25 protein-coding genes are annotated in these 26,682 nt (G+C 60.6%); 6 read left to right on the top strand and 19 right to left on the bottom strand.

Annotation, left to right across the window (positions count from 1 at the left end):
* Positions 1-97 precede the first annotated feature (97 nt).
* The 8 genes from pdxJ to lptF form a co-directional block, all read right to left on the bottom strand.
* A complete protein-coding gene (gene pdxJ, locus KGB28_RS18845; RefSeq protein WP_008053219.1) occupies positions 98-844 on the bottom strand; it encodes a pyridoxine 5'-phosphate synthase in 747 nt (248 codons plus the stop codon).
* Between the two features lie 50 nt (positions 845-894).
* Entirely contained in the window at positions 895-1,578 is a 684-nt protein-coding gene (recO, locus tag KGB28_RS18840) for a DNA repair protein RecO (protein WP_223447015.1), read from the bottom strand.
* 172 nt (positions 1,579-1,750) lie between these two features.
* The gene (gene era / locus KGB28_RS18835; RefSeq protein WP_223447000.1) at positions 1,751-2,653 is read right to left on the bottom strand and encodes a GTPase Era; all 903 of its coding nucleotides are present in this window, start codon (positions 2,651-2,653) and stop codon (positions 1,751-1,753) included.
* On the bottom strand, positions 2,646-3,335 hold the full coding sequence (gene rnc, locus KGB28_RS18830; RefSeq protein WP_008053221.1) for a ribonuclease III: 690 nt from the start codon (positions 3,333-3,335) through the stop codon (positions 2,646-2,648). Before rnc ends, era begins: the two co-directional genes overlap by 8 nt.
* Before the next feature lie 184 nt (positions 3,336-3,519).
* Positions 3,520-4,374 carry a signal peptidase I gene (lepB, locus tag KGB28_RS18825; protein ID WP_150754496.1) on the bottom strand — a complete coding sequence of 285 codons (855 nt, stop codon included), beginning with the start codon at positions 4,372-4,374 and terminating at the stop codon, positions 3,520-3,522.
* A gap of 5 nt (positions 4,375-4,379) precedes the next feature.
* Positions 4,380-6,179 carry a translation elongation factor 4 gene (gene lepA / locus KGB28_RS18820; protein WP_150754497.1) on the bottom strand — a complete coding sequence of 600 codons (1,800 nt, stop codon included), beginning with the start codon at positions 6,177-6,179 and terminating at the stop codon, positions 4,380-4,382.
* Between the two features lie 171 nt (positions 6,180-6,350).
* Positions 6,351-7,412 (bottom strand): LPS export ABC transporter permease LptG, encoded by a 1,062-nt coding sequence (lptG, locus tag KGB28_RS18815; RefSeq protein ID WP_150726773.1) that lies wholly within the window; start codon positions 7,410-7,412, stop codon positions 6,351-6,353.
* Entirely contained in the window at positions 7,405-8,523 is a 1,119-nt protein-coding gene (gene lptF, locus KGB28_RS18810; protein WP_223446998.1) for an LPS export ABC transporter permease LptF, read from the bottom strand. Before lptF ends, lptG begins: the two co-directional genes overlap by 8 nt.
* A gap of 414 nt (positions 8,524-8,937) precedes the next feature.
* Between lptF and KGB28_RS18805 the strand changes: the two genes are divergently transcribed.
* The 3 genes from KGB28_RS18805 to KGB28_RS18795 are packed head-to-tail and all read left to right on the top strand — an operon-like array spanning position 8,938 to position 11,333.
* Entirely contained in the window at positions 8,938-10,428 is a 1,491-nt protein-coding gene (locus KGB28_RS18805) for a leucyl aminopeptidase (protein ID WP_223447017.1), read from the top strand.
* 60 nt (positions 10,429-10,488) lie between these two features.
* On the top strand, positions 10,489-10,917 hold the full coding sequence (locus tag KGB28_RS18800; RefSeq protein ID WP_095945770.1) for a DNA polymerase III subunit chi: 429 nt from the start codon (positions 10,489-10,491) through the stop codon (positions 10,915-10,917).
* A gap of 8 nt (positions 10,918-10,925) precedes the next feature.
* Complete coding sequence (locus KGB28_RS18795) at positions 10,926-11,333, top strand: DNA polymerase III subunit chi (RefSeq protein WP_223446995.1); 408 nt, start codon at positions 10,926-10,928, stop codon at positions 11,331-11,333.
* Positions 11,334-11,387: 54 nt separating this feature from the next.
* On the opposite strand, the gene KGB28_RS18790 is transcribed toward KGB28_RS18795, so the two are convergent.
* Entirely contained in the window at positions 11,388-12,155 is a 768-nt protein-coding gene (locus tag KGB28_RS18790; RefSeq protein ID WP_223446993.1) for a sulfite exporter TauE/SafE family protein, read from the bottom strand.
* Positions 12,156-12,354: 199 nt separating this feature from the next.
* On the opposite strand from KGB28_RS18790, the gene xseA reads away from it, so the two are divergent.
* Together xseA and KGB28_RS18780 are read left to right on the top strand one after the other, a co-directional pair.
* On the top strand, positions 12,355-13,734 hold the full coding sequence (gene xseA / locus KGB28_RS18785; protein ID WP_008053235.1) for an exodeoxyribonuclease VII large subunit: 1,380 nt from the start codon (positions 12,355-12,357) through the stop codon (positions 13,732-13,734).
* A 3-nt stretch (positions 13,735-13,737) separates the two neighbouring features.
* Positions 13,738-14,559 (top strand): M23 family metallopeptidase, encoded by an 822-nt coding sequence (locus KGB28_RS18780; protein ID WP_223446991.1) that lies wholly within the window; start codon positions 13,738-13,740, stop codon positions 14,557-14,559.
* Between the two features lie 101 nt (positions 14,560-14,660).
* On the opposite strand, the gene KGB28_RS18775 is transcribed toward KGB28_RS18780, so the two are convergent.
* A complete protein-coding gene (locus tag KGB28_RS18775; protein WP_223446989.1) occupies positions 14,661-14,873 on the bottom strand; it encodes a hypothetical protein in 213 nt (70 codons plus the stop codon).
* Between the two features lie 166 nt (positions 14,874-15,039).
* Between KGB28_RS18775 and leuA the strand changes: the two genes are divergently transcribed.
* Positions 15,040-16,719: a 2-isopropylmalate synthase gene (leuA, locus tag KGB28_RS18770; RefSeq protein ID WP_223446987.1), complete on the top strand. Its 1,680-nt coding sequence runs from the start codon at positions 15,040-15,042 to the stop codon at positions 16,717-16,719.
* A gap of 185 nt (positions 16,720-16,904) precedes the next feature.
* On the opposite strand, the gene KGB28_RS18765 is transcribed toward leuA, so the two are convergent.
* The 9 genes from KGB28_RS18765 to pilW form a co-directional block, all read right to left on the bottom strand.
* Positions 16,905-17,696: an amidohydrolase gene (locus KGB28_RS18765; protein WP_223446985.1), complete on the bottom strand. Its 792-nt coding sequence runs from the start codon at positions 17,694-17,696 to the stop codon at positions 16,905-16,907.
* On the bottom strand, positions 17,684-18,832 hold the full coding sequence (locus KGB28_RS18760) for a pyridoxal phosphate-dependent aminotransferase (protein WP_223446983.1): 1,149 nt from the start codon (positions 18,830-18,832) through the stop codon (positions 17,684-17,686). The genes KGB28_RS18765 and KGB28_RS18760 overlap by 13 nt, the downstream gene beginning before the upstream one ends.
* 122 nt (positions 18,833-18,954) lie before the next feature.
* Positions 18,955-20,424: a ribosome biogenesis GTPase Der gene (der, locus tag KGB28_RS18755; protein WP_046040936.1), complete on the bottom strand. Its 1,470-nt coding sequence runs from the start codon at positions 20,422-20,424 to the stop codon at positions 18,955-18,957.
* Between the two features lie 218 nt (positions 20,425-20,642).
* Positions 20,643-21,794 (bottom strand): outer membrane protein assembly factor BamB, encoded by a 1,152-nt coding sequence (gene bamB / locus KGB28_RS18750; protein WP_223446981.1) that lies wholly within the window; start codon positions 21,792-21,794, stop codon positions 20,643-20,645.
* Positions 21,787-22,428 (bottom strand): tetratricopeptide repeat protein, encoded by a 642-nt coding sequence (locus tag KGB28_RS18745; RefSeq protein WP_223446979.1) that lies wholly within the window; start codon positions 22,426-22,428, stop codon positions 21,787-21,789. Before KGB28_RS18745 ends, bamB begins: the two co-directional genes overlap by 8 nt.
* A gap of 41 nt (positions 22,429-22,469) precedes the next feature.
* Positions 22,470-23,759, bottom strand: coding sequence for a histidine--tRNA ligase (hisS, locus tag KGB28_RS18740; RefSeq protein ID WP_046040930.1), 1,290 nt, complete (start codon positions 23,757-23,759; stop codon positions 22,470-22,472).
* 37 nt (positions 23,760-23,796) lie between these two features.
* Positions 23,797-24,906 (bottom strand): flavodoxin-dependent (E)-4-hydroxy-3-methylbut-2-enyl-diphosphate synthase, encoded by a 1,110-nt coding sequence (gene ispG, locus KGB28_RS18735; protein WP_003185136.1) that lies wholly within the window; start codon positions 24,904-24,906, stop codon positions 23,797-23,799.
* Positions 24,907-24,909: 3 nt separating this feature from the next.
* Positions 24,910-25,908, bottom strand: coding sequence for a helix-turn-helix domain-containing protein (locus tag KGB28_RS18730; RefSeq protein ID WP_223446977.1), 999 nt, complete (start codon positions 25,906-25,908; stop codon positions 24,910-24,912).
* Entirely contained in the window at positions 25,908-26,666 is a 759-nt protein-coding gene (gene pilW / locus KGB28_RS18725; RefSeq protein ID WP_223446975.1) for a type IV pilus biogenesis/stability protein PilW, read from the bottom strand. Before pilW ends, KGB28_RS18730 begins: the two co-directional genes overlap by 1 nt.
* Positions 26,667-26,682 lie beyond the last annotated feature (16 nt).

The raw sequence follows: 26,682 nt of genomic DNA, 5'->3' as shown, positions 1-26,682 counted from the left end.
GGCTTGCTCGCGAAAGCGGAGTGTCAGCCAACAGAGATGTTGAATGATAAGCCGCTTTCGCGAGCAAGCCCGCTCCCACAGGGTTTTGTGTTGGTTTTTAAGCTTTGGCAGCAGCCGCCAGAATCAGCGCCTTCATCTCCGAAACAGCCGACTTGAAGCCAACGAACAGCGCATGGGCCACCAGCGCATGGCCGATGTTCAGCTCGTTGATGCCCTTGATCGCCGCCACCGCTTCAACGTTGTGATAGTGCAGGCCATGGCCGGCATTGACGATCAGCCCCTGGGCCAATCCAAACGCCACGCCATCGGCCACACGCTTGAGTTCTTCGGCAACTTCGGTCGGCGTCTCGGCATCGGCATAACGCCCGGTGTGCAATTCGATGGCCGGTGCACCAACACGACGCGAAGCTTCGATCTGGCGCTCATCGGCATCGATGAACAGCGACACTTCGGAGCCGATCTTCGACAGACGCTCGACCGCGGCCTTGATCCGCGCTTCCTGACCCGCCACGTCCAAGCCACCCTCGGTGGTCAGTTCCTGACGGGTTTCCGGCACCAGGCAAATGTGCGCCGGGCGGATGCGCTCGGCGAACTGCATCATTTCTTCGGTGACGCCCATTTCGAAGTTCATGCGGGTTTGCAGCACGTCCTTGAGCAGCAGAACGTCGCGTTCCTGAATGTGCCGACGGTCTTCGCGCAGGTGCACGGTGATGCCGTCGGCGCCCGCCTCTTCCGCGTCCAGTGCTGCCTTGACCGGGTCCGGGTAACGGGTGCCCCGGGCCTGACGCAGGGTGGCAACGTGGTCGATGTTCACGCCAAGAAGAATGCGGGTGCTGGTGGTCACGGAAAGCGCTCCAGAAGAAGAGAAAGTTCGGTGCACAGCATACGGTGTGATCAGGGCTTGCGAAACAGCTCGCGACTGACAAGTGGACGGCCGCCCAGGTGAACGGCCAACGCCTGGCGCATCAAGCGCTTGGCGGCAGACAGGGCGCCGGGGGCTGACCAGTCGGCTTCGGCCATGGCCAGCAGTTCGGTGCCGTTGAACAGACCCGGTTGCAGCAGGTAGACCCGCTCCAGCCCGGCATCCACTTGCAAACGGTAGAGGCCGTCCGGCGCGATTGGCTGGTCATGAATATCAGTCGTCAAGGAAAACCCGTAGCCGAGGTCATCGAGCAAGCGCCACTCGAAGGAGCGCAGCAACGGCTCCAGCGGCCGACCTTCGGCCAGCGCCAGCAAAGTCGCGGCATAGTGATCGAACACCGAGGGAAGCGGATCTTCAGCGGGCAACAGGCGAATCAACAGTTCATTGAGGTAAAGACCGCTGAACAGCGCCTCGCCGCTGAGCCAGGTGGAAACCCCGGCACTTTCCATGCGCCCGACGTTCTTCAGCTCGCCCTTGCCCCGGAATTCGACTTCCAATGGCACGAATGGCCGCGCCAGCGTCCCGGCCTTGCCCCGCGCACTGCGCAACACCGCCCGCAGCCGACCTTGCGGCGTGAGGAAGTCCACCAGCGCGCTGTTTTCACGGTAGGCGCGGGAGTGCAGGACGTAGGCGGGTTGGGCGGGCGCTTGGGACATGGAAATCGCAGTTCTCAATGAAGGAGCGCAGTTTTACATACAACCTGAAACCAATGTGGGAGCGGGCTTGCTCGCGAAGGCGGCGTAACAGTCAACATCACTGCTGAATGTTACATCCTCTTCGCGAGCAAGCCCGCTCCCACAGGGTTCTACGGTGCAACGCCAATCGGGTTTACAGATCGCCATAACCCAACGAACGCAACGCACGCTCGTCATCGGACCAGCCGCCCTTAACCTTGACCCACAGGTTGAGCATGATCTTGGAGTCGAACAGCAGCTCCATGTCCTTGCGCGCTTCGGTGCCGATACGCTTGATGCGCTCGCCCTTGTCGCCAATGATGATTTTCTTCTGGCCATCGCGCTCGACGAGGATCAAGGCATGGATGTGCAGGGTCTTGCCCTGCTGCTTGAACTCTTCGATTTCAACGGTGATCTGGTACGGCAGCTCGGCGCCCATCTGGCGCATGATTTTCTCGCGCACCAGTTCGGCGGCGAGGAAACGACTACTGCGGTCGGTGATCTGGTCTTCCGGGAAGAAGTGATCGTTTTCCGGCAGGTGATCGGCGATCACGCGCTCCAGTGCATCGAGGTTGTGCCCGTGCTGTGCGGAAATAGGGATGATCTGTGCATTCGGCAACTGCTCCTGCAACCAGCTCAGGTGCGGCATCAGCTCGGCTTTGTCTTCGATGCGATCGGTCTTGTTCAACGCCACGATCAGTGGGCCGGTCACGTACTGGACGCGCTCGAGAACCATCTGGTCTTCTTCGGTCCACTTGGTGCGGTCGACCACGAAGATCACCACGTCGACGTCTTTCAACGCCGCCGAAGCGGTCTTGTTCATGTAGCGGTTCAGGGCCTTCTCGCCACCCTTGTGCATACCGGGGGTGTCGACGTAGATCGCCTGCACATCGCCCTCGGTCTTGATACCGAGCATGTTGTGACGGGTGGTTTGCGGTTTGCGCGAGGTGATCGCCAGCTTCTGACCCAGGATGTGGTTCAGCAGCGTGGACTTGCCCACGTTCGGACGGCCGACGATGGCAACATAGCCACAGCGAGTTGCGTTTGTATCAATCATTGCCATTCTCCACACCCAGGGCAATCAGTGCTGCGGCGGCCGCTACCTGTTCGGCAATACGACGACTCACACCCTGACCTCGGCTTTTTTCATTCAGTAAGATGATTTCGCATTCGACGAAGAACGTCCGGCAATGCGGCTCACCCTGGATATCCACCACTTCGTAACGCGGCAGCTCACAACCACGGGACTGCAGGAACTCTTGCAGGCGGGTCTTTGGATCTTTGTTGGTGTCGACCAGCGTCAGGCCTTCGAACTCGCCAGCGAGCCAGGCGAGCACACGCTCGCGGGCCATTTCCATGCCGGCATCGAGGTAGATCGCGCCGATCAGCGCTTCGAGGGCATCGGCCAGAATCGACTCGCGACGGAAACCGCCGCTTTTCAGCTCGCCCGAGCCCAGGCGCAGGTATTCGCCCAGATCGAAACCACGGGCCAGTACGGCCAGGGTCTCACCTTTCACCAGACGCGCGCGCAAACGCGACAACTGGCCTTCGCGGGCCAGCGGGAAGCGCTCGAACAGCGCCTCGCCGGCGACGAAGTTGAGAATGGCATCACCGAGGAATTCCAGGCGTTCGTTGTTACGCCCGGCAAAGCTGCGGTGAGTCAGGGCCAGGACCATCAGTTCCTGATCCTTGAAGGTGTAGCCGAGCTGACGCTCTAGACGGCTTAAGGAGACGCTCACGGTTTACCCACGCTGAGTTCGTGGCTGGATTCCACCGCCATCGCCGCGAGGCGGCGCAGGCTTGGGACAATTAACGCTGTGTTCAAAAATTACGTCCTGAATATCATTGTTTTCATGCATCTGGCGCCCATTGTGCCGGTTCCAGAAATGCATTCGGCGCTGTGTTCAACAGCGCCGTGTCTGATTACTTGATCAGGCCAACCCGCGAGAAATTCGGCAGGTGACTGAGTTTGGGTTCCGGCCAGCTCATCCAGACCGCGAAGGCCTTGCCGACGATATTCTTGTCGGGAACCATGCCCAGCAGATCCTTGGGAATGCTCGGATCATCCCAGTAGCGACTGTCGTTCGAGTTGTCGCGGTTGTCGCCCATCATGAAGTAGTGCCCGGTCGGCACGGTCCACGAATGGTCCGGCATTGCACGGTAGCGGCTCATTTCCTTGCGGATCATGTGCTCGGCCGCGCCGAGTTTTTCCTTGTAGAGCTCAGCGCTGCCCAGCGTGCCCGGCTCGGAGCCGACCAGTTGCTCGGCAATCGATTGGCCGTTGACGAACAGACGCTTGTCCGCGGTGTAGCGAACCGTGTCGCCCGGCAAGCCAACCACACGCTTGATGTAGTTGACGTTCGGATCGCTCGGGTAGCGGAACACCATGACATCGCCGCGCTGCGGATCACCGACTTCGATGACTTTCTTGTCGATCACCGGCAAGCGGATCCCGTAGGAAAACTTGCTCACCAGAATGAAGTCGCCGACATCCAGGGTTGGTTTCATCGAACCGGAAGGAATCTGGAACGGTTCCACCAGGAACGAACGCAGCACCAGCACGATGAACAACACCGGGAAGAACGACTTGCCGTATTCAACCAGCAGCGGTTCTTTGTTCAGCTTCTCGACCACGACCATGTCAGGCTGGCTGACGCTGCCCTGATAGGAGGCGATGGCGGCACGCCGACGCGGGGCCAGGACCAACAGATCGAGCAACGCCAACAGGCCGCAGACGAACACGGCGATGACCAGCAACAGCGGGAAATTTAGTGACATAGGACCTAACTATCCAACCTGAGCACTGCAAGGAAGGCTTCCTGTGGAATCTCCACGTTGCCGACTTGCTTCATGCGTTTCTTACCGGCCTTTTGCTTTTCCAGCAGCTTCTTCTTACGGCTGACGTCACCACCGTAGCATTTGGCCAATACGTTCTTTCTGAGCGCCTTGACGGTTGTCCGCGCCACAATCTGCCCGCCAATGGCGGCCTGGATTGCCACATCGAACATCTGCCGTGGAATCAGTTCTTTCATCTTCTCGGTCAACTGGCGACCTTTGTAGTGCGAGTTGTCACGGTGCACGATCAGCGCCAGGGCATCGACCTTGTCACCGTTGATCAGCACGTCCAGTTTCACCAGGCTGGCCGATTGATAACGATCGAAATGGTAGTCCAGCGAAGCATAGCCGCGGCTGGTGGATTTCAGGCGGTCGAAGAAGTCCAGGACCACTTCGTTCATCGGCAGGTCGTAGGTCACTTGTACCTGGGAGCCGAGGAACAGCATGTCGACCTGTACACCACGTTTTTCGATGCACAGGGTAATGACGTTGCCCAGGTGCTCTTGCGGCACAAGAATATTGGCGCGCACGATCGGCTCGCGCATGTCTTCGATGGAAGACAGATCCGGTAGCTTCGACGGGTTATCGACGTAGATCGTCTCGCCGGTCTTGAGCAACAGCTCGAAGATTACCGTCGGCGCCGTGGTGATCAGGTCCAGGTTGTACTCGCGCTCCAGGCGCTCCTGGATGATTTCCATGTGCAGCATGCCGAGGAAGCCGCAACGGAAGCCGAAGCCCAGGGCGTCGGAGCTTTCCGGCGTGTATTGCAGCGACGAATCGTTCAGGGTGAGCTTTTGCAGCGCCTCGCGGAAGTCTTCGAAGTCGTCGGAGCTGACCGGGAACAGACCGGCGTAGACCTGCGGCTGGATGCGCTTGAATCCCGGCAGCACGTCAACGTCCGGCGTCGTGCTCAAGGTCAGGGTATCGCCCACTGGCGCACCGTGAATGTCCTTGATGCTGGCGATGATGAAGCCCACTTCACCGGCCTTGAGGTCCGCGGTAGGGGTGTGCTTCGGGTTGAATACACCGACGCTGTCTACCAGGTGGATCTTGCCGGTGGACTTGACCAGGATCTTGTCGCCCTTCTTCACACGACCGTGGCGCACGCGTACCAGGGAAACAACGCCCAGGTAGTTGTCGAACCAGGAGTCGATGATCAACGCTTGCAGCGGATCTTCGTAGTTGCCGGTCGGTGCAGGAATGGTGGCGACCAGGCGCTCGAGCACTTCGTCGACGCCCAGGCCGGTCTTGGCCGAGCACTCGACCGCATCGGTGGCATCGATGCCGATGATTTTTTCGATTTCTTCTTTAACACGGTCCGGATCGGCCTGTGGCAGGTCGATCTTGTTCAGCACCGGCATCACTTCCAGGCCCTGCTCGATCGCCGTGTAGCAGTTGGCAACCGACTGAGCTTCAACGCCTTGACCGGCATCGACCACCAGCAGCGCGCCTTCACAGGCGGCCAGCGAACGGCTCACCTCATAGGTAAAGTCAACGTGGCCGGGGGTGTCAATGAAGTTGAGCTGGTAGTTGATACCATCGCGAGCTTTGTAATACAGGGTGACGCTGTGCGCCTTGATGGTGATCCCGCGTTCACGCTCAAGGTCCATGGAGTCCAGGACCTGGGCTTCCATTTCGCGCTCGGCGAGGCCGCCACACATCTGGATGAAGCGATCGGCCAGCGTCGACTTGCCATGGTCAATGTGGGCGATGATGGAGAAATTGCGGATATGACTCAAATCACTCACGGATCAACACTCAAAAAGGCTGCAGGCATAGCCCGCCGAAAAATAGCCGGGAATTGTACCTGATCCGCGGCGCAAGCGTCACGTTCGCAGGTCAGACGGTGCCTACAAAAACGCCCCGGTCTTGCGACAAGGGCGTTTTTTATCGTCAATGCGGTCGGAAAATGCCCGCCATCAGCCTGCTCGACGCAACAACCAGAGCCCCGCCACGGTACAAACACCTGCCGGCACCAGCACCGAAAGCAACGGCGGGAAGCCGAACACCTGGCTCGAAGGCCCCAGCAGATCCTGAACGATGCGGAAGGTGAAGCCCACCAGCACGCCGGTGAACACCCGTTGCCCCAGGGTCACCGAACGCAGCGGACCAAAGATGAAGGAAATCGCCATCAACACCAGAGCGGCAGTCACCAGCGGCTGCAAAACCTTGACCCAAAATGCCAGCCAATAGCGGCTGTTGTTCAACCCCTGGTCCGCCAGATAGTGGATATAACCCCACAACCCGCTTATCGACAGCGACTCTGGCACCATGACCACAGTGCTCAGCAATTGCGGACTCAAGGCCACGTTCCAACGCTCGACCGGAGTCGACACCACTTCAGTGCTGCGCTCGTGGAACAGCGTGGTCGTGACATCCGTCAACTGCCAGTGATCGGTGTCGAACTCGGCACGTTTGGCGAAGCTCGCCGACAGCATGTGCCGTTCGCTGTCGATACGATAGCGGGTCACGCCATACAGGATGCCGTTGGGTTGCACCGAGTTGACGTGAATGAATTCATCGCCCTGGCGGTGCCACAAGCCGTGCTTGGCGCTTTGTGCATCGCCGCTGCCCTGGGCCAGCGAGCGATTGGCCTGCGCGGCGGTTTCAGCAGGCGGGGCGACGTACTCGCCGACCAGCACACCGGCGAGCATCAATACCAGCATCGGCTTCATGACCGCCCAGACGATCCGGCCGGTCGACACACCGGCGGCGCGCATGATCGTCAGCTCACTGTTGCTGGCCAGACTGCCCAGACCGATCAGGCAACCGATCAGCGCGGCCATCGGCAGCATTTCGTACATCCGGCGCGGAGCGGTCAACAATACATAACTCAGCACATCGACCAGAGTGTAGGTATCGCTGACTTCACCCATCTCGTCGATGAAGGCAAACAGAGTCGCCAGACCAAGAATGATCCCGAGCACTGCCAGAATCGCCATGAACACGCTGCTACCAATGTAGCGATCCAGCTTAACCACGGGCCACCTCCAGCGCGCTGCGGCGACTCGCCCTCTTCAAGCGCAAGGGTTCCCAATAGAGCAGGCCCAGGCCAATGGACAGGAAAATCCCGTGCACCCACCACAAACCAAACACCGCAGGGATCTTGCCCTTGTCGAGGGCACCACGGGCGGCAATCAGAATGGTCAGGTAAGCCATATAAAGAAGAATCGCCGGCAGTAATTTGAGGAATCGGCCCTGACGCGGGTTGACCCGCGACAACGGCACCGCCATCAAGGTCACGATGAACACCAGCAATGGCAGCGACAGGCGCCACTGCAACTCGGCGCGCATGCGAATGTCTTCACTGCCGATCAACTTACTGGTCGGCATCGCGTCACGGTCGGTGACTTCGTCGCTGACGTCCGGCTTTGGCAGCAATACGCCGTACTCGTCGTACTTGATCGCCCTGTAGTCGGCCTGCCCCGGACTACCATCATAGCGATAGCCGTTATCAAGGATCAGGTAGCGGTTGCCGTCCGGACGAATTTCCTGACGCCCAGTTTCCGCCACCAGCACAGAAATCCCGCGATCCTTGTTATTGGAACTGATGTTTTTCTGCGAGATGAACACACCACCCAGATTGACGCGGTCATCCGACATGCGCTCGGTGTAGGTAACTCGGGTGCCGTCACGCAGGGCCTGGAAGCGTCCTGGCTCCAGGGTATCGAATTCGGTCAGGGCGTCCTGCTTGTTCAGCAGCAACTGAAACTGATTGGCCCCCTGTGGCGCCAGGCTCAGGCTCAACCACGCCACGAGGAGCGCAACCAGGGTGGCCGGGAACAGCGTCATGCAAAACAGCCGCTGCTGGCTCATGCCGGTGGCCGAGAGCACGGTCATTTCGCTTTCGAGGTACAGGCGCCCGTAGGACAACAGGATCCCGAGAAACAGCCCCAGCGGCAGGATCAGCTGGAGAAACCCTGGCAGGCGAAAGCCCATGATCAGGAACAGCGAGCCCGGATCCAGCAGGCCCGAGGCCGCCTGGGCGAGGTACTTGATGAAGCGGCCGCTCATGATGATGACCAGCAACACGGCGCTGACGGCGCTCAAGGTCAACAGGACTTCGCGGGATAGATAACGGAAGACGATCAAACCAGACACTCCAGGGTTGTCAGGCTAAGGCGGCCAAACAAGCAAACGTATCGGGCGGCCCGCAAGGCAGAGCCGCCGAAAAAAGATGGCGCATTATCCTGTGATTGGGTGCGCCTGTCACTGCGCAATACATTGGGGGGGTGTAGGAGCGAGCTCGCTCGCGATGGGTGTGAACGATAACGCTGGATGCCTGACACCCTGCGGCGTCCTCGGGTTTCTCGCGAGCAAGCTCGCTCCTACAGTGGCCCACAAAACCATGAACATCGTACAACCGAGGGTTGTCAGCCGCCGGTAGCGAGGTTCAAACTGCGGCCTTTGTCGCCGGTCGATCCTGGCGCCTTTCTATTTATAAGCAATCGACGCACATAAGGTGTCGGGCGCATGCGTGATAACCATCAATTCAGGGACCCGGACATGGAACTGGTTGTAAAAAGCGTCAACCCCGAAACGTTGAAGACCGCCACTCTCGTGGTCTCCGTCGGCGAAGGCCGCAAGCTCGGCGCGGTTGCCAGACAACTCGACGAACTGAGCGGCGGCGCGATCAGCGCCGTGCTCAAGCGCGGCGACCTGGCCGGCAAGGTTGGCCAGAGCCTGTTGCTGCACAGCCTGCCGAACCTCAAGGCCGAGCGTGTGCTGATGGTGGGCGTGGGCAAGGACGACGAGCTGGGTGACCGCCCGTTCCGCAAAATCATCGCCGGCATCCTCAGTACCCTCAAAGGCCTGGGCGGCAGCGATGCAGTGCTCGCGCTGGATGAAGTGGTCGTCAAAGGCCGCGATAGCTATGGCAAGACCCGCCTGCTGGCCGAAACCCTGGTGGACGGCGAGTACAGCTTCGACCAGTTCAAGAGCCAGAAAGCCGAACCCCGCGCCCTGAAGAAAATCACCCTGCTGACCATCAAGGCTGCCCAGGCTGAAGTGCAACGCGCCGTGACCCACGCCACCGCCATCGCCAACGGCATGGCCTTCACCCGCAACCTGGGTAACCTGCCGCCGAACATCTGCCACCCGACCTTCCTCGGCGAGCAGGCCAAGGACCTGGGCAAGGAATTCAAGGACCTGAAAGTCGAAGTCCTCGACGAGAAGAAGATCAAGGCCCTGGGCATGGGCTCGTTCTACGCCGTCGGCCAGGGCAGCGCCCAGCCTCCGCGCCTGATCGTCATGCAGTACAACGGCGGCAAGAAATCCGAGAAGCCGTACGCACTGGTCGGCAAGGGCATCACCTTCGACACCGGCGGCATCAGCCTCAAGCCGGGCGCCGGCATGGATGAAATGAAGTACGACATGGGCGGCGCCGCCAGCGTGTTCGGTACCCTGCGTGCCGTGCTCGAACTGAAGCTGCCGATCAACCTGGTGTGCATCCTGGCCTGCGCCGAGAACATGCCGAGCGGCAACGCTTCGCGCCCGGGCGACATCGTCACCACCATGAGCGGGCAGACCGTGGAAATCCTCAACACCGACGCCGAAGGCCGCCTGGTGCTGTGCGACGCCCTGACCTACTCCGAGCGCTTCAAGCCGCAAGCGGTCATCGACATCGCGACCCTGACCGGCGCCTGCGTGGTTGCCCTGGGTTCCCACACGTCCGGCCTGCTGGGCAACAACGACGAACTGATCGGCCAACTGCTGAGCGCCGGCAAAGCCGCCGACGACCGCGCCTGGCAACTGCCGCTGTTCGATGAGTATCAGGAACAACTGGACAGCCCGTTCGCCGACATCGCCAACATTGGCGGCCCGAAAGCCGGCACCATCACCGCGGCCTGCTTCCTGTCGCGCTTCACCAAGAACCTGAACTGGGCGCACCTGGACATCGCCGGCACGGCCTGGACCAGCGGCGGCAAGGACAAGGGCGCCACTGGCCGTCCGGTTCCCCTGCTGACCCAATACCTGCTGGACCGCGCCAAAGCCTGAAACCGTTGATGGGCGGCGGCGTCACTTTGCGGTGACGCCGCTTGCCGCTCTGGAACTGCAATGACCAAAGTCGACTTCTATATCCTGCCCAGCGCCGATCCTTCGGCACGCCTGGACTTTGCCTGCAAGCTCACCGAGAAAGCCTGGCGCATGGGCCACCGCATCTACCTGCATTGCAGCGACGCGGCCCAGCGTGACGATCTCGATGCGCGGCTGTGGGCGTTCAAGGGCGAAAGCTTCGTGCCCCACGGCCCCGCCGACAGCGAACCTGAGGGTTTGATTGTTTTGGGCTTGGGCGATGACTGCGGTCAGCATCAGGATTTGCTGGTCAATCTCGACCTGAAAGTCCCGGCCTTCGCCAACAGGTTCGCCCGGGTGGCGGAAGTGGTGGTGGAGGATCCAACGATCAGAGCGGCCGCGCGGGAGAGTTTCCGTTTCTACCGCGAACAGGGCTATCCTCTGCAAGATCACCGTTTACAGCGACTCTGAGCCTTCCAATGGACACTCCAAAACCGCTGCAACAGTCCGCGCACCTGCTGGACGACCTTGAGTCGATCCGCCAATTGCTCGGCGATGACAACCTGCAACCGCCCCTGCTGACCGACACGGTCGAGGACGGTGACCAGGAACAGATCCCGATGTTGTTCGACGCCGTGAGCGAGCCTTCGCCGCCCGTCGTAGCGACACCCCCTACCCCCATCGTTGAACCCGTCACCACGGCGACGCCGGCGCCTGCCGCCAGCAAGAACCCGGATGACTTGCTGCACCTGGATAACGAATTGCGCGCCGCCGCGCAGTTGATCATGCAAGACGTGATCGACGATTTCGCCCCGCACATCGAGACCGAAATCAAACGTCGCCTCAGTGCGCGGCTGGAGCGGTTGTTAAGCCAGTACAACGACTGAACAACTTGCGGTGGGGGCTCGCTCCCACACAAAGCCCCACCACAGGTTGAATCTTCAGATGCTCAAGTAACGCCCGATCAACGCAATCCCGCTGGCCAGCACCAGCCACGTCACCAGCCGCACGAACGCCTCGCGGGACAACCTCATGGTCAGCCGCCGACCAAACCACAGCCCCAGCACCATCGCCGGCAACAGACAAACCGCCAGCACCAGCAAGGGCAGATCGGCATACACACCGGCGATTGCAAACAGGCTCAAACGCACCACCGTACTGCAACTGATCAGCGCACTCTGGGTGGCCCGAGCCGCCTCCTTGGGCAACCGGCTGTTCAGATATATCGCATAGAGAAAGCCGCCGCTGCCAAACAATGCGCCAAACATTCCGCCCACTGTCCCCATCGGCAGCGCCCACGCGGCGGACAACTGCGCCGGACGGACCTTTATCCACAGGCTGTAAATGGCATAGGCGCTGATAAACAGCCCCATCAGCAGCAGCAACAGGTCGGATTTCAGGTTCAGCAGGAAAATCACACCGAGGGTGCAGCCCACCGCCATGCATGGCAGCAAGCGCAGCAGCTCCGGTTTCGCCACATCACGCCGCGAGGGTAACAAGTTGCCGAACGCCGCGACAAAATCCAGCAGCACAAGCAGCGGGACAATTTTCGACAACGGCATGAACAGAATCAGAATCGGTCCGGCGACCAGTGCCGTACCGAAACCGGCGATGCTGAACACGATGTAGGCCAGGGCGATGCCTGCACCGATGATCAGCCAGTCCAGCGGGCCGAAAGGCCATTGGTTCAATAACTCAATCACATCCATTTCCCTGTCTTCCATGAGCTTGCGCCACGACTTTACCTCTGTGGGAGCGAGCTTGCTCGCGAAAGCGGACTAACATCCCAGATCAATGGGGCTGACACACTGTCTTCGCGAGCAAGCCCGCTCCCACATCAAGTGGCTCCACAAGGGATTTATGCTGGATCATGGAGATTGCCGGGCAAAAGCCTTTAAACTGCGCCCCATGATTAAAGATCCCTTTGCAAGACTCGGCCTGGACCGCGAAGTCCTGACCGTCAGCCAGCTCAACGGCCGCGCGCGGGTGTTGCTCGAAGACGTGTTCAGCAACATCTGGGTCGAAGGCGAAATCTCCAACCTCGCCCGCCCGGCTTCCGGCCACGTGTATTTCACCCTCAAGGACAGCGGCGCCCAGGTGCGTTGCGCGCTGTTCCGGCAGAACGCGGCACGGGTGCGCCAGGCCTTGAAGGACGGCCTGGCGGTCAAGGTGCGCGGTAAGGTCTCGCTGTTCGAGGGGCGCGGTGATTATCAGCTGATCCTCGACACCGTGGAGCCGGCCGGCGACGGCGCCTTGCGCCTGGCCTTCGATGCGCTCAAGGAAAAGCTCAGCGCCGAAGGTCTGTTCAGTGCCGAACGCAAGGTGCCGCTGCCGGCGCATCCGCAACGCATCGGCATCATCAGTTCGCCCACCGGGGCGGTGATCCGCGACATCATCAGCGTATTCCGCCGTCGTGCACCGCAGGTGCAATTAACCCTGATCCCTACCGCCGTACAAGGCCGCGAAGCCACGGCGCAGATTGTCCGCGCCCTGAAACTGGCGGATGCCCGCGGTTTCGACGCACTGATCCTGGCCCGGGGCGGCGGTTCGCTGGAGGACCTCTGGTGCTTCAACGAAGAAGCCGTGGCCCGTGCCGTAGACGCTTGCGTGACGCCGATTGTCAGCGCGGTCGGCCATGAAACCGACGTGTCGATCAGCGACTTCGTGGCCGACGTTCGCGCGCCCACCCCTTCCGCTGCCGCCGAATTGCTGGCACCGGACTCCAGCGACCTGGTGCGTCGGGTCGAAAGCCTGCACCGACGGCTGGTGATGCGCATGCGTGACCGCTTGATGCGCGACCGCCTGCGCCTGGAAGGCATTTCCCGGCGCCTGCGTCATCCCGGTGAGCGCCTGCGCCAGCAAGCGCAACGCCTGGATGACCTGGACATGCGCATGCGTCGCGCGTTCGAGCGCAGCCTCAACACCCGTCGCGAACGCTTGATCCGCCTGGAAACCCGTTTGGCCGCACAACATCCGGGCCGGCAACTGGCAATGCTGCGCCAGCGCCTCGACAGCCTGGCCGAACGCCTGCCGCGCGCGATCCGCGAAGGGCTGAAGAACCGTCGCCTGCAGTTGCACAGCCAGATGCAGACACTGCATGTAGTCAGCCCGCTGGCGACCCTCGGCCGTGGTTACAGCATCTTGCTGGACGAGCGCGGCAACGCGATCCGCAACGCCGCGCAAACCCATACCGGCCAGCGCCTGAAGGCCAAACTGGGCGAAGGCGAACTGCAAGTGCGGGTCGAAGACAATCACCTGACGCCCGTCACCCTTTCTTTACTGGATTGATCCATGCCGCGTTTCTTTGCTCCGTTGCTGTTGCTGCTCCTGACCGTCAACGCCCACGCCGACAGCTACATCACCCGCCAGTTGAACAAACCGGTGCCGGGCGGCGTGGCGGTGGTGGACCTGGGCACGTCCGCCCAGGCGCCAAAAGCCACTTATCAAGGCAAACCGGTGCTGGTGGTCAAGGAACAGAACAACTGGCTGGCCATTGTCGGCCTACCGCTGACGGTCAAGCCGGGGGCTCAATCGCTCAGCAGCGGCGGTCGTAATCTGAACTTTACGGTTGGCAACAAGCAATACCCGGAACAGCGCATCACCCTGAAGAACACCCAACAGGTCAATCCGGACCCGGAAAATCTCAAGCGCATCGAGCGTGAACTGGCCGAGCAGATTACTGCCTACCGCACGTTCAGCCCCAACACCCCGAGTAACCTGCTGCTGGACAAACCGGTGAACGGGCCACTGTCGAGCAAGTTCGGCGTGCGACGCTTTTTCAACGGTGAAGAGCGCAACCCCCACTCAGGCCTGGACTTCGCCGTGCCCGGCGGTACGCCAATCAAGACCCCGGCTGCCGGCAAGGTGATCCTGATCGGCAACTACTTCTTCAATGGCAACACGGTGTTCGTCGACCATGGCCAGGGCTTTATCAGCATGTTCTGCCACATGTCGAAAATCGACGTGAAGGTGGGGCAGTCACTGGCCCGCGGTGACGTGGTCGGTAAAGTCGGTGCGACCGGCCGCGCGACCGGGCCGCACATGCACTGGAATATCAGCCTGAACGATGCGCGGGTCGATCCGGCTATCTTCATTGGTGCGTTTCAGCCCTGAATCTTCGCCGAGGCTGATGGCCTCTTCGCGAGCAAGCCCGCTCCCACAGGTACAGCGCAATCCCTGTGGGAGCGGGCTTGCTCGCGAAGACGGCATTCCAGTCAGCAGAAGAATCCAGAGTGGTCCCCAACCTCCACCCCCCCATGAAATCTCGCTTTCTTCAATTGCGCACCGCTCAAACCTAGCGCAAACAACAAAACAATCACTGCCAATCGCAGCAATAAAATCTCGATAAATACCCGCTCACGAGTATTCCTCTCAATTTTTTTCGACTGCTTGCCATCTTTCCCCCCCAAGGTTAGGGTTGAAGGCATGAAAACCTCTCACACCCTCATTCAGCTCCGCCAACACAGCAGCCTGTGCCTCGTCAGTGCACGACTGCCGGGCTGAATCGTGGTGCCTCGTCCCAAGCGTTAGTCCAAGAACTTTTGATCCACCGGCAGGCCGCCTTTTTTCGGCCAACACAATAAGGATTTCCTGATGAGCATGCTCAAAGACCCGTCTTCGAAATACCGCGCGTTCCCGACCATCGACATTCCGGACCGCACCTGGCCATCGAAAACCATCACCGCCGCGCCGATCTGGTGCAGCTCCGACCTGCGCGACGGCAACCAGTCGCTGATCGAACCGATGGACGCCGTCAAGAAGCTGCGCTTCTGGAAAACCCTGGTGCAGGTCGGCGTGAAGGAAATCGAAGCATCGTTCCCGGCCGCCTCGCAAACCGACTTCGACTTCGTTCGCTCCCTGATCGAAGGCAACCACATCCCGGACGACACCACCATCCAGGTGCTGACCCAGGGCCGTGAAGACCTGATCGAGCGCACCTTCGAATCCCTGCGCGGCGCGAAGAAAGCCATCGTTCACCTGTACAACGCGACCTCCCCTTCCTTCCGCCGCATTGTCTTCAACCAGGACAAGGACGGGGTCAAGGCCATCGCCGTGAACGCCGCCAAGCTGTTCGTCAAATACGCGGCCATGCAGCCGGACACCGAGTGGACCTTCGAATACTCGCCGGAAACCTTCAGCGCCACCGAAATGGAGTTCGCCAAGGAAGTCTGCGACGCGGTGATCGAAGTCTGGAACCCGACGCCCGAGCACAAGATGATCCTCAACCTGCCGGCCACGGTGGAATGCGCGACCCCGAACATCTATGCCGACCAGATCGAATGGTTCGGCCGTCACATCAACCGTCGTGACAGCGTGATCATCAGCCTGCACACCCACAACGACCGTGGCACCGGCGTTGCCGCCACCGAACTGGGCCTGATGGCCGGCGCTGACCGTGTCGAAGGCTGCCTGTTCGGCAACGGCGAGCGTACCGGTAACGTCGACCTGGTGACCGTGGCCTTGAACCTCTACACCCAGGGCGTGAACCCTGAGCTGGACTTCTCCGACATCGACGGCGTGCGCAAAGTCGTCGAAGAGTGCAACCAGATCCAGGTGCACCCACGTCACCCGTACGTTGGCGACCTGGTGCACACCGCGTTCTCCGGCTCGCACCAGGATGCGATCCGCAAGGGCTTTGCCCAACAGAAATCCGATGCACTGTGGGAAGTACCGTACCTGCCGATCGACCCGGCCGACATCGGCCGCAGCTACGAGGCGGTCATCCGCGTCAACAGCCAGTCGGGCAAAGGCGGCATCGCCTACCTCCTGGAACAGGAATACGGCATCAGCCTGCCGCGTCGCATGCAGATCGAGTTCAGCCAGGTCGTGCAGCGTGAAACCGACCGCCTCGGCCTGGAAATGACCGCCCAGCAGATCCACGCATTGCTGCACAGCGAGTACTTGCAGGCCAACACCCCGTACGCGCTGGTCAGCCATCGCCTGCAGGAAGAAAACGGTCACAGCGCCGTTGAAGTGGAAGTGGCCAGCCAAGGCCAGGGCGAGACCAACCTGCACTGGCGCGGCAAGGGCAACGGCGCCCTGGAAGCGCTGGTGGCCGGCCTGCCGGTACCGGTGGAAATCATGGACTACAACGAGCACGCCATCGGCGCGGGCACCAATGCCAAGGCTGCGGCCTACATTGAACTGCGTGTGAACGGCGAACGTGCGGTGCATGGCGTCGGCATCGACGAAAACATCACCACCGCCAGCTTCAAGGCCCTGTTCAGCGCACTGAACCGCTCGCTGAGCCAGCCGGAAGCGAAAGCGGCGTAAGCGTCGCTAAAATGCAAAAGGCCTCAAGGTGAGAACCTTGGGGCCTTTTTGTTTGCCAGCCTGTTTTTGTGTTGCTTGTCCCGGCCCCATCGCGAGCAAGCTCGCTCCCACATTTGATCGGTGTGAACGCGGTCACTGTGGGAGCGAGCTTGCTCGCGATGGGGCCCTGTCAGACAGTAAAGATTTCAGGTGAACTCGAAGGTATCGGCATCCAGATTCGCCGGAAACCGCTGCCGATATGCCGCCAGCTCTGCCGCATCAAGCACCACCTTGAACACCCCGTCAGCCTCTCCGGCACTGAGCAGCGTCTCACCCTGGAAATCCAGCACCTGGCTGTCACCGGTATACGCAAAACCTTTGCCATCAGTCCCGATGCGATTGACCGCCGCCACATAGCACAGGTTCTCGATCGCCCGCGCCGGTAGCAAGCGGTTCCAGTGCTGGCGCCGCGCACCGGGCCAGTTGGCGGTGTACAGCAGCAGGTCGGTGTCCTGGGCGTCACGGCTCCACACCGGGAAGCGCAGGTCGTAGCAGATCAGCGGTCGCACTCGCCAGCCCTTGAGCTCGAACTGTACCTGGCGCTCGCCGGGGGTGTAGTGGTTGTGCTCACCGGCCATGCGGAACAGGTGACGCTTGTCGTAATGCAGCACCTCGCCATCCGGGCGTGCCCACAGCAGGCGATTGCGATGACTGCCGTCGGCGGCCTGGACGATCACGCTACCGGTGATCACCGCATCAAGCTTTGCCGCCTGAACCCGCAGCCACTTGCTGGTGGGACCGTTCTCCGCTTCAGCGAGGGTCTCGGACTCCATGGAGAAGCCGGTGGTGAACATCTCCGGCAGAATGATCAGGTCGGCGCCGCGAGCCTGTTCCAGCAACCGCTCGAAATGTTCGAGGTTGGCCTGGCGGTCGTGCCAGGCCAGGGACGTCTGGATCAGCGCAACGGTCAGCTTCGGCAACGCACTCAGATCACGCATAGTTTTTCCGCTGCTTCACGCAGGGTCTCCTCACGCTTGGCAAAGCACAGCCGCACCAGGCGCTGGCCGACCGGTGGCGTCTGGTAGAACACCGAGATCGGGATACTGGCCACGCCATGCTCGCGAGTCATCCACAGGGCCATCTCGACGTCATTGAGGTCCGGACGGATCTGCGAGTAATCGACCAACTGGAAATAGGTGCCGGTCACCCGGGTGAAGCTGAAACGCGACGGCACCAGCAGATCGCAGAACAAATCACGCTTGGCCTGATAGAAATCCGGCAGCTCCTCGACGTGCTCGGGATGCTCGGCCATGTAATCGGCCAAGGCATATTGCAGCGGAGTCACGCCGCAGAAACTGACGTATTGGTGCACCTTGCGCAATTCCGCCGTCAGGGCCGGTGGCGCGACCACGTAGCCGGTTTTCCAGCCGGTGACGTGGTAGGTTTTGCCGAACGAACTGACCACGAAGGCACGCTGATACAGCTCTTCATGGGCCAGCACGCTGACGTGAGGCACGCCGTCGTACACCAGGTGTTCGTAGACTTCGTCGCTGATCACGTAGATGTCGCGATCGCGGATCAAGGCTGCCAACTGGTCGAGTTCGGCACGGCTGATCAATGCGCCACTGGGGTTGTGCGGGGTGTTGAGGATGATCATCCGCGTACGCGGGCTCAAGGCATCGGCGAGTTTCTGGAAGTCGATGCTGAAATCGTTCAGGCCCAGTTGCACATGCACGCAACGACCGCCGGCCAGCTCCACCGAAGGTTCGTAACTGTCGTACGCCGGGTCAAACACGATGACTTCGTCACCGCTGTGGATAACCGCCTGAATGGCACAGAAAATCGCCTGGGTCGCGCCGGGGGTGACCGTCACTTCGCTATCGGCATCCACCTGCACGCCGTAACTACGGGTGATCTTTGCCGCAATCTGCTGACGCAACACCGGCAACCCGGACATTGGCGAATATTGATTATGGCCACTGGCGATATGCCGACCGACCGCATCGCACAGGGCCTGCGGGGCCGCGAAATCGGGAAAGCCCTGGGACAAATTGAGCGCGCCGGTCTGAGCCGCGAGCTGAGACATCTGAGTGAAGATAGTGATGCCGACATTCGGCAGCTTGCTGGTGATCATCGGTGGTTCCCTGCTCTACACCCGGCTCTACGGCGGCGCGGGGGAGTCCGAGGATAGCCCAAACGGCAGGCATGAAAAAGGGCGCCATTGGCGCCCTTTCCATCCCATGGGAAAAACCTCAATCAGCGCTTGTCGCGACGCTTCTTGTCGGCCTTCTTGTGGTGCGACATCAAACGACGCTTCTTGTTGACCTGTCGGTCGGTCAGCGTGTTCTTGTTGCCTTCGTACGGGTTCTCGCCACCCTTGAACTCGATGCGGATCGGCGTACCGACCAGCTTCAGCACACGGCGATACGTGTTTTCCAGGTAACGCACGTAGGACTTCGGCACCTTCTCGATCTGGTTGCCGTGGATCACGATGATCGGCGGGTTCGCGCCACCAAGGTGGGCATAACGCAGCTTGATCCGGCGGCTGTTGACCATCGGCGGCTGGTGCTCGCTAACCGCGTCTTCCAGGATCTGGGTCAGGCGGCTGGTCGGCCAGCGGGTAACCGCGGACTTGAACGAGTTCTGTACCGACGCGTAGAGATTGCCCACGCCGGTGCCGTGCAGTGCCGAGATAAAGTGAATATCGGCAAACTCGACGAAGAACAGGCGACGCTGCAACTCGATCTTGACGAAGTCGCGCTCGCTCGGCGTCATGCCGTCCCACTTGTTGATCGCGATGACCAATGCACGACCGGCCTCAAGGGCAAAGCCCAGCAGGTTGAGGTCGTGGTCCACCACGCCTTCGCGGGCATCCATCACGAAGATCACCACGTTGGCGTCTTTGATCGCTTGCAGGGTTTTGACCACGGAGAACTTTTCGACTTCTTCGTGGATCTTGCCGCGCTTGCGCACACCGGCGGTGTCGATCAGCGTGTACTTCTCGTCGTTACGCTCGAACGGGATGTAGATACTGTCGCGGGTGGTGCCGGGTTGGTCGTAGACGATTACCCGGTCTTCCCCGAGCATGCGGTTGACCAGGGTCGACTTGCCGACGTTCGGACGGCCGATGATCGCGATCTTGATCCCGTCTTTTTCGCTTGGGCCAGGAATGCGCTTGGCTTCCTCGCCTTCGGCGACGTCTTCTTCCTCGCCTTCTTCCAGCTCGTCGTCGTCTTTCGGGAAGTCACTCAGGGCGATTTCCAGCATCTGGGTGATGCCACGACCATGAGCACCGGCGATCGGGATCGCGTGGCCCATGCCCAACGGAGCGAATTCGGCGCGGGCCATTTCCGGGTCGATGTTGTCGACCTTGTTGGCAACCACGTAGGAACGCTTGTTACGCTTGCGCAAATGCTCGGCGATCATCTGGTCGGCGGCGGTGAAGCCGGCCTTGGCATCTACCAGGAACAGAACGACATCTGCTTCTTCGATGGCCAGCAGCGACTGCTCGGCCATCTTTTCGTCCATACCGTGCTCGTCACCGGAGATACCGCCGGTGTCGATCAGAATGTAGGAACGCCCTTGCCACTTGGCCTCACCGTACTGGCGATCACGGGTCAGACCGGACAAGTCGCCGACGATGGCGTCACGAGTCCTGGTCAGGCGGTTGAACAAGGTGGACTTGCCGACGTTTGGTCGGCCCACCAGGGCGATTACGGGAACCATGCGGCTCTCCACTTCGTTATTTCAGAAAATACAAAAGCCGCTGCGAGGCAGCGGCTGGTGCTCGGGGCAATCACTGTAGGAGCGAGCTTGCTCGCGAAAAACGCAAAAACACCGCGTTTATTCAGACAGCAAACGTAATCGTTGACGTCCATCGCGAGCGAACTCGCTCCTACAAGTGAAGCAGCCTGGGGGGGTTAACCCCAAGCATAGTCAAACCTTTACTTAATGGTCAGGGCTTCCAGTTTGCCGCTGTTGCCATACACATAAATCGTGTCACCCACCACCAGCGGACGGGCACGCAGGCCGTCGCTGTCAATGCGCTCGCGGCCGACGAAACGACCATCCACCTGACTCAGCAGGTGCAGGTAACCTTCCAGGTCACCGACTGCAACGTAGCTGGAGAACACTTCCGGAGCCGACAGTTGACGGCGGGCCAGCGAGTCGTTGCTCCACAAGGCTGTGGTGGAACGCTCGTCGATGCCTTCAACGGTGCCCGAAGACAGGCTCACATAAGCGGTACCGAAACCCTGGGCGACACCGGAATAGCTGGAAGCATCACGCTGCCAGAGCTGACGGCCGCTTTGCAAGTCCAGGGCGGCAACGCGCCCCTGATAGCTGGCGACATACAGCGTCTCGCCCGACAGCAGCAAGCCACCGTCGATGTCGACCACGCGTTCCAGCTCCGAACGACCTTGCGGGATCGCTACGCGCTGTTCCCACACCGGCACGCCGTTGGAGATGTCCACGGCAACCACTTTACCGGTCGACAGGCCAGCCACCGCGAGGCGGTTGGTCACGATCGGCGCACTGGTACCACGCAGGGTCAGTACCGCAGGCGTGCTGTCATAGATCCAGCGACGGTTACCGGTGGAGGCATCCAGGCCGATCAGACGATCGTCCTGGGTCTGAACCACCACGACGTCACCGTTGTTGGCTGGCGGTGCCAGTACTTCGCTGGACACGCGAGCGCGCCACTTTTCTTCACCGTTGATCGCGTCCAGGGCAACGATTTCACCCTTGATCGTACCAATGGTGACCAGACCGTAAGCTACGCCAACGGCGCCGGAGACAGGCAGCTCGAGATCTTTCTTCCATTTGACGTCGCCGGTGTTGCGGTCCATCGCCATCAACACGCCAGTGACGTCGGCGGCATAGATGGTATCGCCATCGATGGCCGGAACCAGCATGTTGTAGGATTCGCCCTGACCGTCACCGATCGAACGACTCCACTGCTTGTGCAGAACCACCTCTTCCTTGAAGTCGACCAGTTCGGCCGGAGGCAGTTCTTTTTTGCTGTTGCTGCTGCAACCCGCGGCCAAAATGGCCAGGGCCAGCAATGCTGCATGCTTCCAACGAATCACGTCACGCATCCCCTTTGGCCAGGTCGTCCAGCTTGATTTGCAGGCCACCGACCGCCGCTTCATCCGACAGTGCCGCCTTGGCTTTTTGATACGCCGCGCTCGCCTCGTCGGTACGACCCAACTGCACCAGCAGGTCGCCCTTGAGCTCTTCGCGAGTGGCCAGGAATGCCTTGTCGGCATCGCCTTCGAGAAGCTTCAGTGCTTCGTCGGCCTTGTTCTGCGCACCAAGTACCTGGGCCAGACGCTGACGGGCGATTTCGCCCAGCGCCGGGTTGGCCGGTTTGGCGACAATGGCTTTGAGCTCGGTGGCCGCGTCGTCCAGCTTGCCGCTGTCGACCGCTACCTTGGCCACGAACAGGCTGCCGTACTGCGCGTAGGCGCTGCCGCCGAACTCGCTGTTGAGCTTGCCGGCCAGGTCCGAAACACGGGCCGCATCAGGCTTGCCGTCAGGCGTCAGCGTGGTTTCGAGCAATTGCTGATAGAGAATCGAGGCGCCTTGCGACTGATTGCTCTGATATTTCTGGAACGCCTGCCAGCCGAACACGATGACCAGCGCCAACAGGCCGCCAGTTACCAGGGGCTTGCCGTTGCGTGACCACCACTCCTTGAAATCCGCCAGATGTTCGTCTTCGGTACTCGACACCCCAATACTCCTTAATCGCTAATTCGGCTGTTTAGACAGCTTCAACCCTGCACGACGCAGGTGGCCAGGTGTGCTGCAAGCGCATCCCAGGCAATGCTTTGTTGTTCGCCCTGGCCACGCAGGGGTTTGAAACCTACCACTTGCTGGGCCATTTCGTCGTCACCGAGGATCAGCGCGTACAGCGCGCCGCTCTTGTCGGCCTTCTTGAACTGGCTTTTGAAACTGCCGGCGCCGGCATTCACTTGCAGGCGCAGGTTGGGCAACTGGTCACGAACGCGCTCCGCCAGGGTCAAGCCAGCCAGTTCGGCGGCTTCACCGAAGGCGCAGAGGTAGACGTCGACCTGACGGGAGATCTCTTGCGGGATCTGCTCCAGGGTTTCCAGCAGCAGCACCAGGCGTTCGATGCCCATGGCAAAGCCAACACCGGCGGTCGGCTTGCCGCCCATCTGCTCCACCAGGCCGTCGTAACGGCCACCGGCACATACGGTGCCCTGGGCGCCGAGTTTGTCGGTGACCCATTCGAAAACGGTCTTGCTGTAGTAATCCAGCCCGCGAACCAGCTTCGGGTTGATCACGTAAGGAATGCCGGCGGCGTCCAGGCGAGCCTTGAGACCCTCGAAGTGCACACGGGATTCTTCGTCGAGGTAGTCGGCCATTTTCGGCGCATCGACCAGAATCGCCTGTGTCTCGGCGTTCTTGGTGTCCAGGACCCGCAACGGGTTGGTCTTCAGGCGGCGCTGGCTGTCTTCGTCCAGCTTGTCCAGGTGTTGCGACAAGAACTCGACCAGTGCTTCGCGATAACGACCACGGGACTCGCTGGTGCCCAGGCTGTTGAGCTCGAGTTTCACCGCATCGCGGATGCCCAGCTCGCCCCACAGGCGCCAGGTCAGCACGATCAACTCGGCGTCGATGTCCGGACCGTCGAGGTTGAACACTTCGACACCGATCTGGTGGAACTGGCGATAACGGCCTTTCTGCGGACGCTCGTGGCGGAACATCGGACCGATGTACCAGAGTTTCTGAACCTGGCCGCCGCCGGTGATGCCGTGCTCCAGCACCGCGCGCACACAGGCCGCCGTGCCTTCAGGGCGCAGGGTCAGGGAGTCGCCGTTGCGGTCGTCGAAGGTGTACATCTCTTTTTCGACGATGTCGGTCACTTCACCGATGGAACGCTTGAACAGTTCGGTGAACTCGACGATCGGCATGCGGATCTGCTTGTAACCGTAGTTATCCAGCAGGCGCGAAACGGTGCCCTCGAAATGACGCCACAGAGGGGTCTGTTCGGGCAGGATGTCGTTCATGCCACGAATGGCTTGCAGAGACTTGCTCACTATAAATCCTTAAATTCGATCGGCTCTTCAGTCAGGTTCAGCCGCGCGCGATAACGGCAGCGTCAGCTTCGACCTTTTCGGCCGCTTTCTGGCGGATCAAGCGTTCAAGCTCATCCACCAGATTGTCATTCGTCAGCTTCTGCGACGGCTTGCCGTCGATGTAAATCAGGTTCGGCGTGCCACCGGTCAAGCCGATATGGGCTTCCTTGGCTTCGCCCGGGCCGTTGACCACGCAACCGATAACCGCGACATCCAGCGGCACCAGCAAATCCTCGAGGCGCCCTTCCAGCTCGTTCATGGTCTTGACCACATCGAAGTTCTGCCGCGAGCAACTCGGGCAGGCGATGAAGTTGATGCCACGGGAACGCAGGTGCAGGGATTTGAGAATGTCGTAGCCGACTTTCACTTCCTCGACCGGGTCGGCCGCCAACGAGATGCGGATAGTATCGCCAATCCCTTCGGCGAGCAGCATACCGAGGCCCACGGCAGATTTCACCGTGCCGGAACGCAATCCACCGGCTTCAGTGATCCCCAGGTGCAGCGGCTGGACGATTTCCTTGGCCAGCAAGCGGTAGGCTTCGACGGCCATGAACACATCGGAGGCTTTCACGCTGACCTTGAAGTCCTGGAAGTTCAGGCGTTCAAGGTGCTCGACGTGGCGCAAGGCAGACTCGACCAGCGCAGCCGGGGTCGGCTCGCCGTATTTCTTTTGCAGGTCTTTTTCCAGGGAACCGGCGTTGACGCCGATACGGATCGGGATACCGCGGTCACGGGCGGCATCCACCACCGCACGCACGCGGTCTTCGCGACCGATATTGCCCGGGTTGATCCGCAGGCAATCGACACCCAGTTCGGCTACGCGCAAAGCGATCCGGTAGTCGAAGTGGATATCGGCAACCAAGGGTACTTTGACCAGCTGCTTGATCTTGCCGAAGGCTTCAGCAGCGTCCATGTCCGGTACGGAGACCCGCACGATATCGACGCCGGCCGCTTCCAGGCGATTGATTTGCGCGACAGTGGCCGCGACATCGTTGGTGTCGCTGTTGGTCATGCTCTGCACAGCGATAGGCGCATCGCCGCCAACAGGCACGTTACCGACCCAGATCTTGCGGGATTCGCGACGTTTGATTGGAGATTCGCCGTGCATGACTTATTGACCCAATTTCAGGCGAGCAGTCTCGCCACTGGTGAACGGAGCGACATCAACCGGCTGGCCGTTGTAGCTGACCTGAGCGCCGCGGGCAAAGCCCAGACGCACGGTAAACGGTGGTTTGCCATTGACTGCCAGGCTGTCGCCTTTGCGTTTGAGACCGCTGAACAGCACTTTGCCGCTACCGTCGGTCACTTGTGTCCAGCAATCGGCGGTGAACTGCACCTTGACCTGGCCTTGACCGGCCATTGGCGCGGCTACCGCTGGAGCAGGAGCCGGAGCGACAGGGGCCACCGGTGCAGTCACCACAGGAGCTGCCGGAACCGGAGTTGCCGGCGTGGTGTGCGCGGGTACGGCTGGTGTGGTCGGTGCTGCCGGGGCGACGGGTGCAGTCGCTTGAGCCTGCTCTGGTGCTTCAGCCGGAGCGTCGGCCTGTGGCAGCGCGAGGGCGGTTCCGCCTTCGGTCTGACCTTCCACGACGGCCTGGTCTTCCGGCTCGTCCAGCGGGTGAATCTGTGTCGTACCGTCGGCGCCTTCGACTTCAACGTGCTCTGGTGCCAGACCGATCAGGTCCTTGGTGCGCATCGAGGTCTGATCCTGCCACCAGACAAAACCGCCGCCAATCACCGCGACCAGCAACAGCAGGCTGACGATTCGCAAAATGGTGTGGGAGACCCGGACCGGTTCTTCGATACGACCCAGGCTGTGAACACTGCTGCCCTGGGAATCGGTACCGGTGGATTGATCGAATTGCTGGACCAGAACGGCCTGGTCCATGCCGAGCAATTTGGCATAGGCACGAATGTAACCACGGGCAAAAGTATGCCCGGGCAGCTTGTCAAAGGCGCCTGCTTCCAGATTGCTCAGGGAAGTGGTGGTGAGGTTGAGCTTGAGGGCCACTTCGGCCAGCGACCAGCCATTGCTTTCGCGGGCCTGGCGCAAAATCTCACCGGGGTTTACGCGATTCGCTGCTACAACTTCGGGATGCGCCGCTTTCATCATTGCTCCGACAGGTATTGCTGATATTCCGGCGTACCGGGATAGAGTCTTTTTAGTTGCAGGCCGGCACTTGCCGCCTTGTCGCGGTCTTCGAACACTTTTGCCAGCCGAATGCCGAGCAACAGACTACGTGCATTTTGTTCGGAGAGCTGGCTAAAACGGTCGTAATAGTCACGCGCGGGCACATAATGCCTGTCTTCGTAAGACAACTCAGCCATTTCCAGCAATGCACGAGGTTGTTGGCGGTTCAGGCGCAGGGCTTTTTCCAGTTGCTGCAGGGCCAGATCGCGCTGACCGAGCATTGCAGCGGTCATGCCCAGGTTCTCGAACACCCGCGAACGCTCAGGATACAGGGTATCGGCAGCGGCTTGTTCAAAGCGCTCGTAGGCTTCCTTGTAACGTTTCTGCTCGAACAGAAAACTGCCGTAGTTATTGAGGATTCGTGCATCGGCGGGACGAGAAGCCAGCGCCTTGCGAAAATGCTCGTCGGCAAGTTCCGGTTCCATCTCGGCCTGGAACACCAGCCCCAACGCCGCATTGGCATCCGGGTCTGAGCCATCCAGATCCAACGCTTTCTTCAGCGGAACCTTGGCGCGCTCGGTCATGCCTTGTTGCAAATACCCGATACCGAGTTGCACATATGCCTGACGCGCTTCATCGCGGCCCTTGCTGGTCTTCATCGGGTTGTAATCGCCCGAAAGCACGCAGCCAGCACACAGGCTGGCCAACAGCAAAAGCAGCGCAAAGCGCAGGGACATAGAGTTCCTCTCTTGG

It is taken from the genome of Pseudomonas sp. BF-R-19 (genome assembly GCF_019956445.1).
Classification (GTDB): domain Bacteria; phylum Pseudomonadota; class Gammaproteobacteria; order Pseudomonadales; family Pseudomonadaceae; genus Aquipseudomonas; species Aquipseudomonas fluorescens_BH.
Note: the sequence above shows the minus strand (reverse complement) of the source record. Positions and strands in the feature narration are given on the sequence as shown.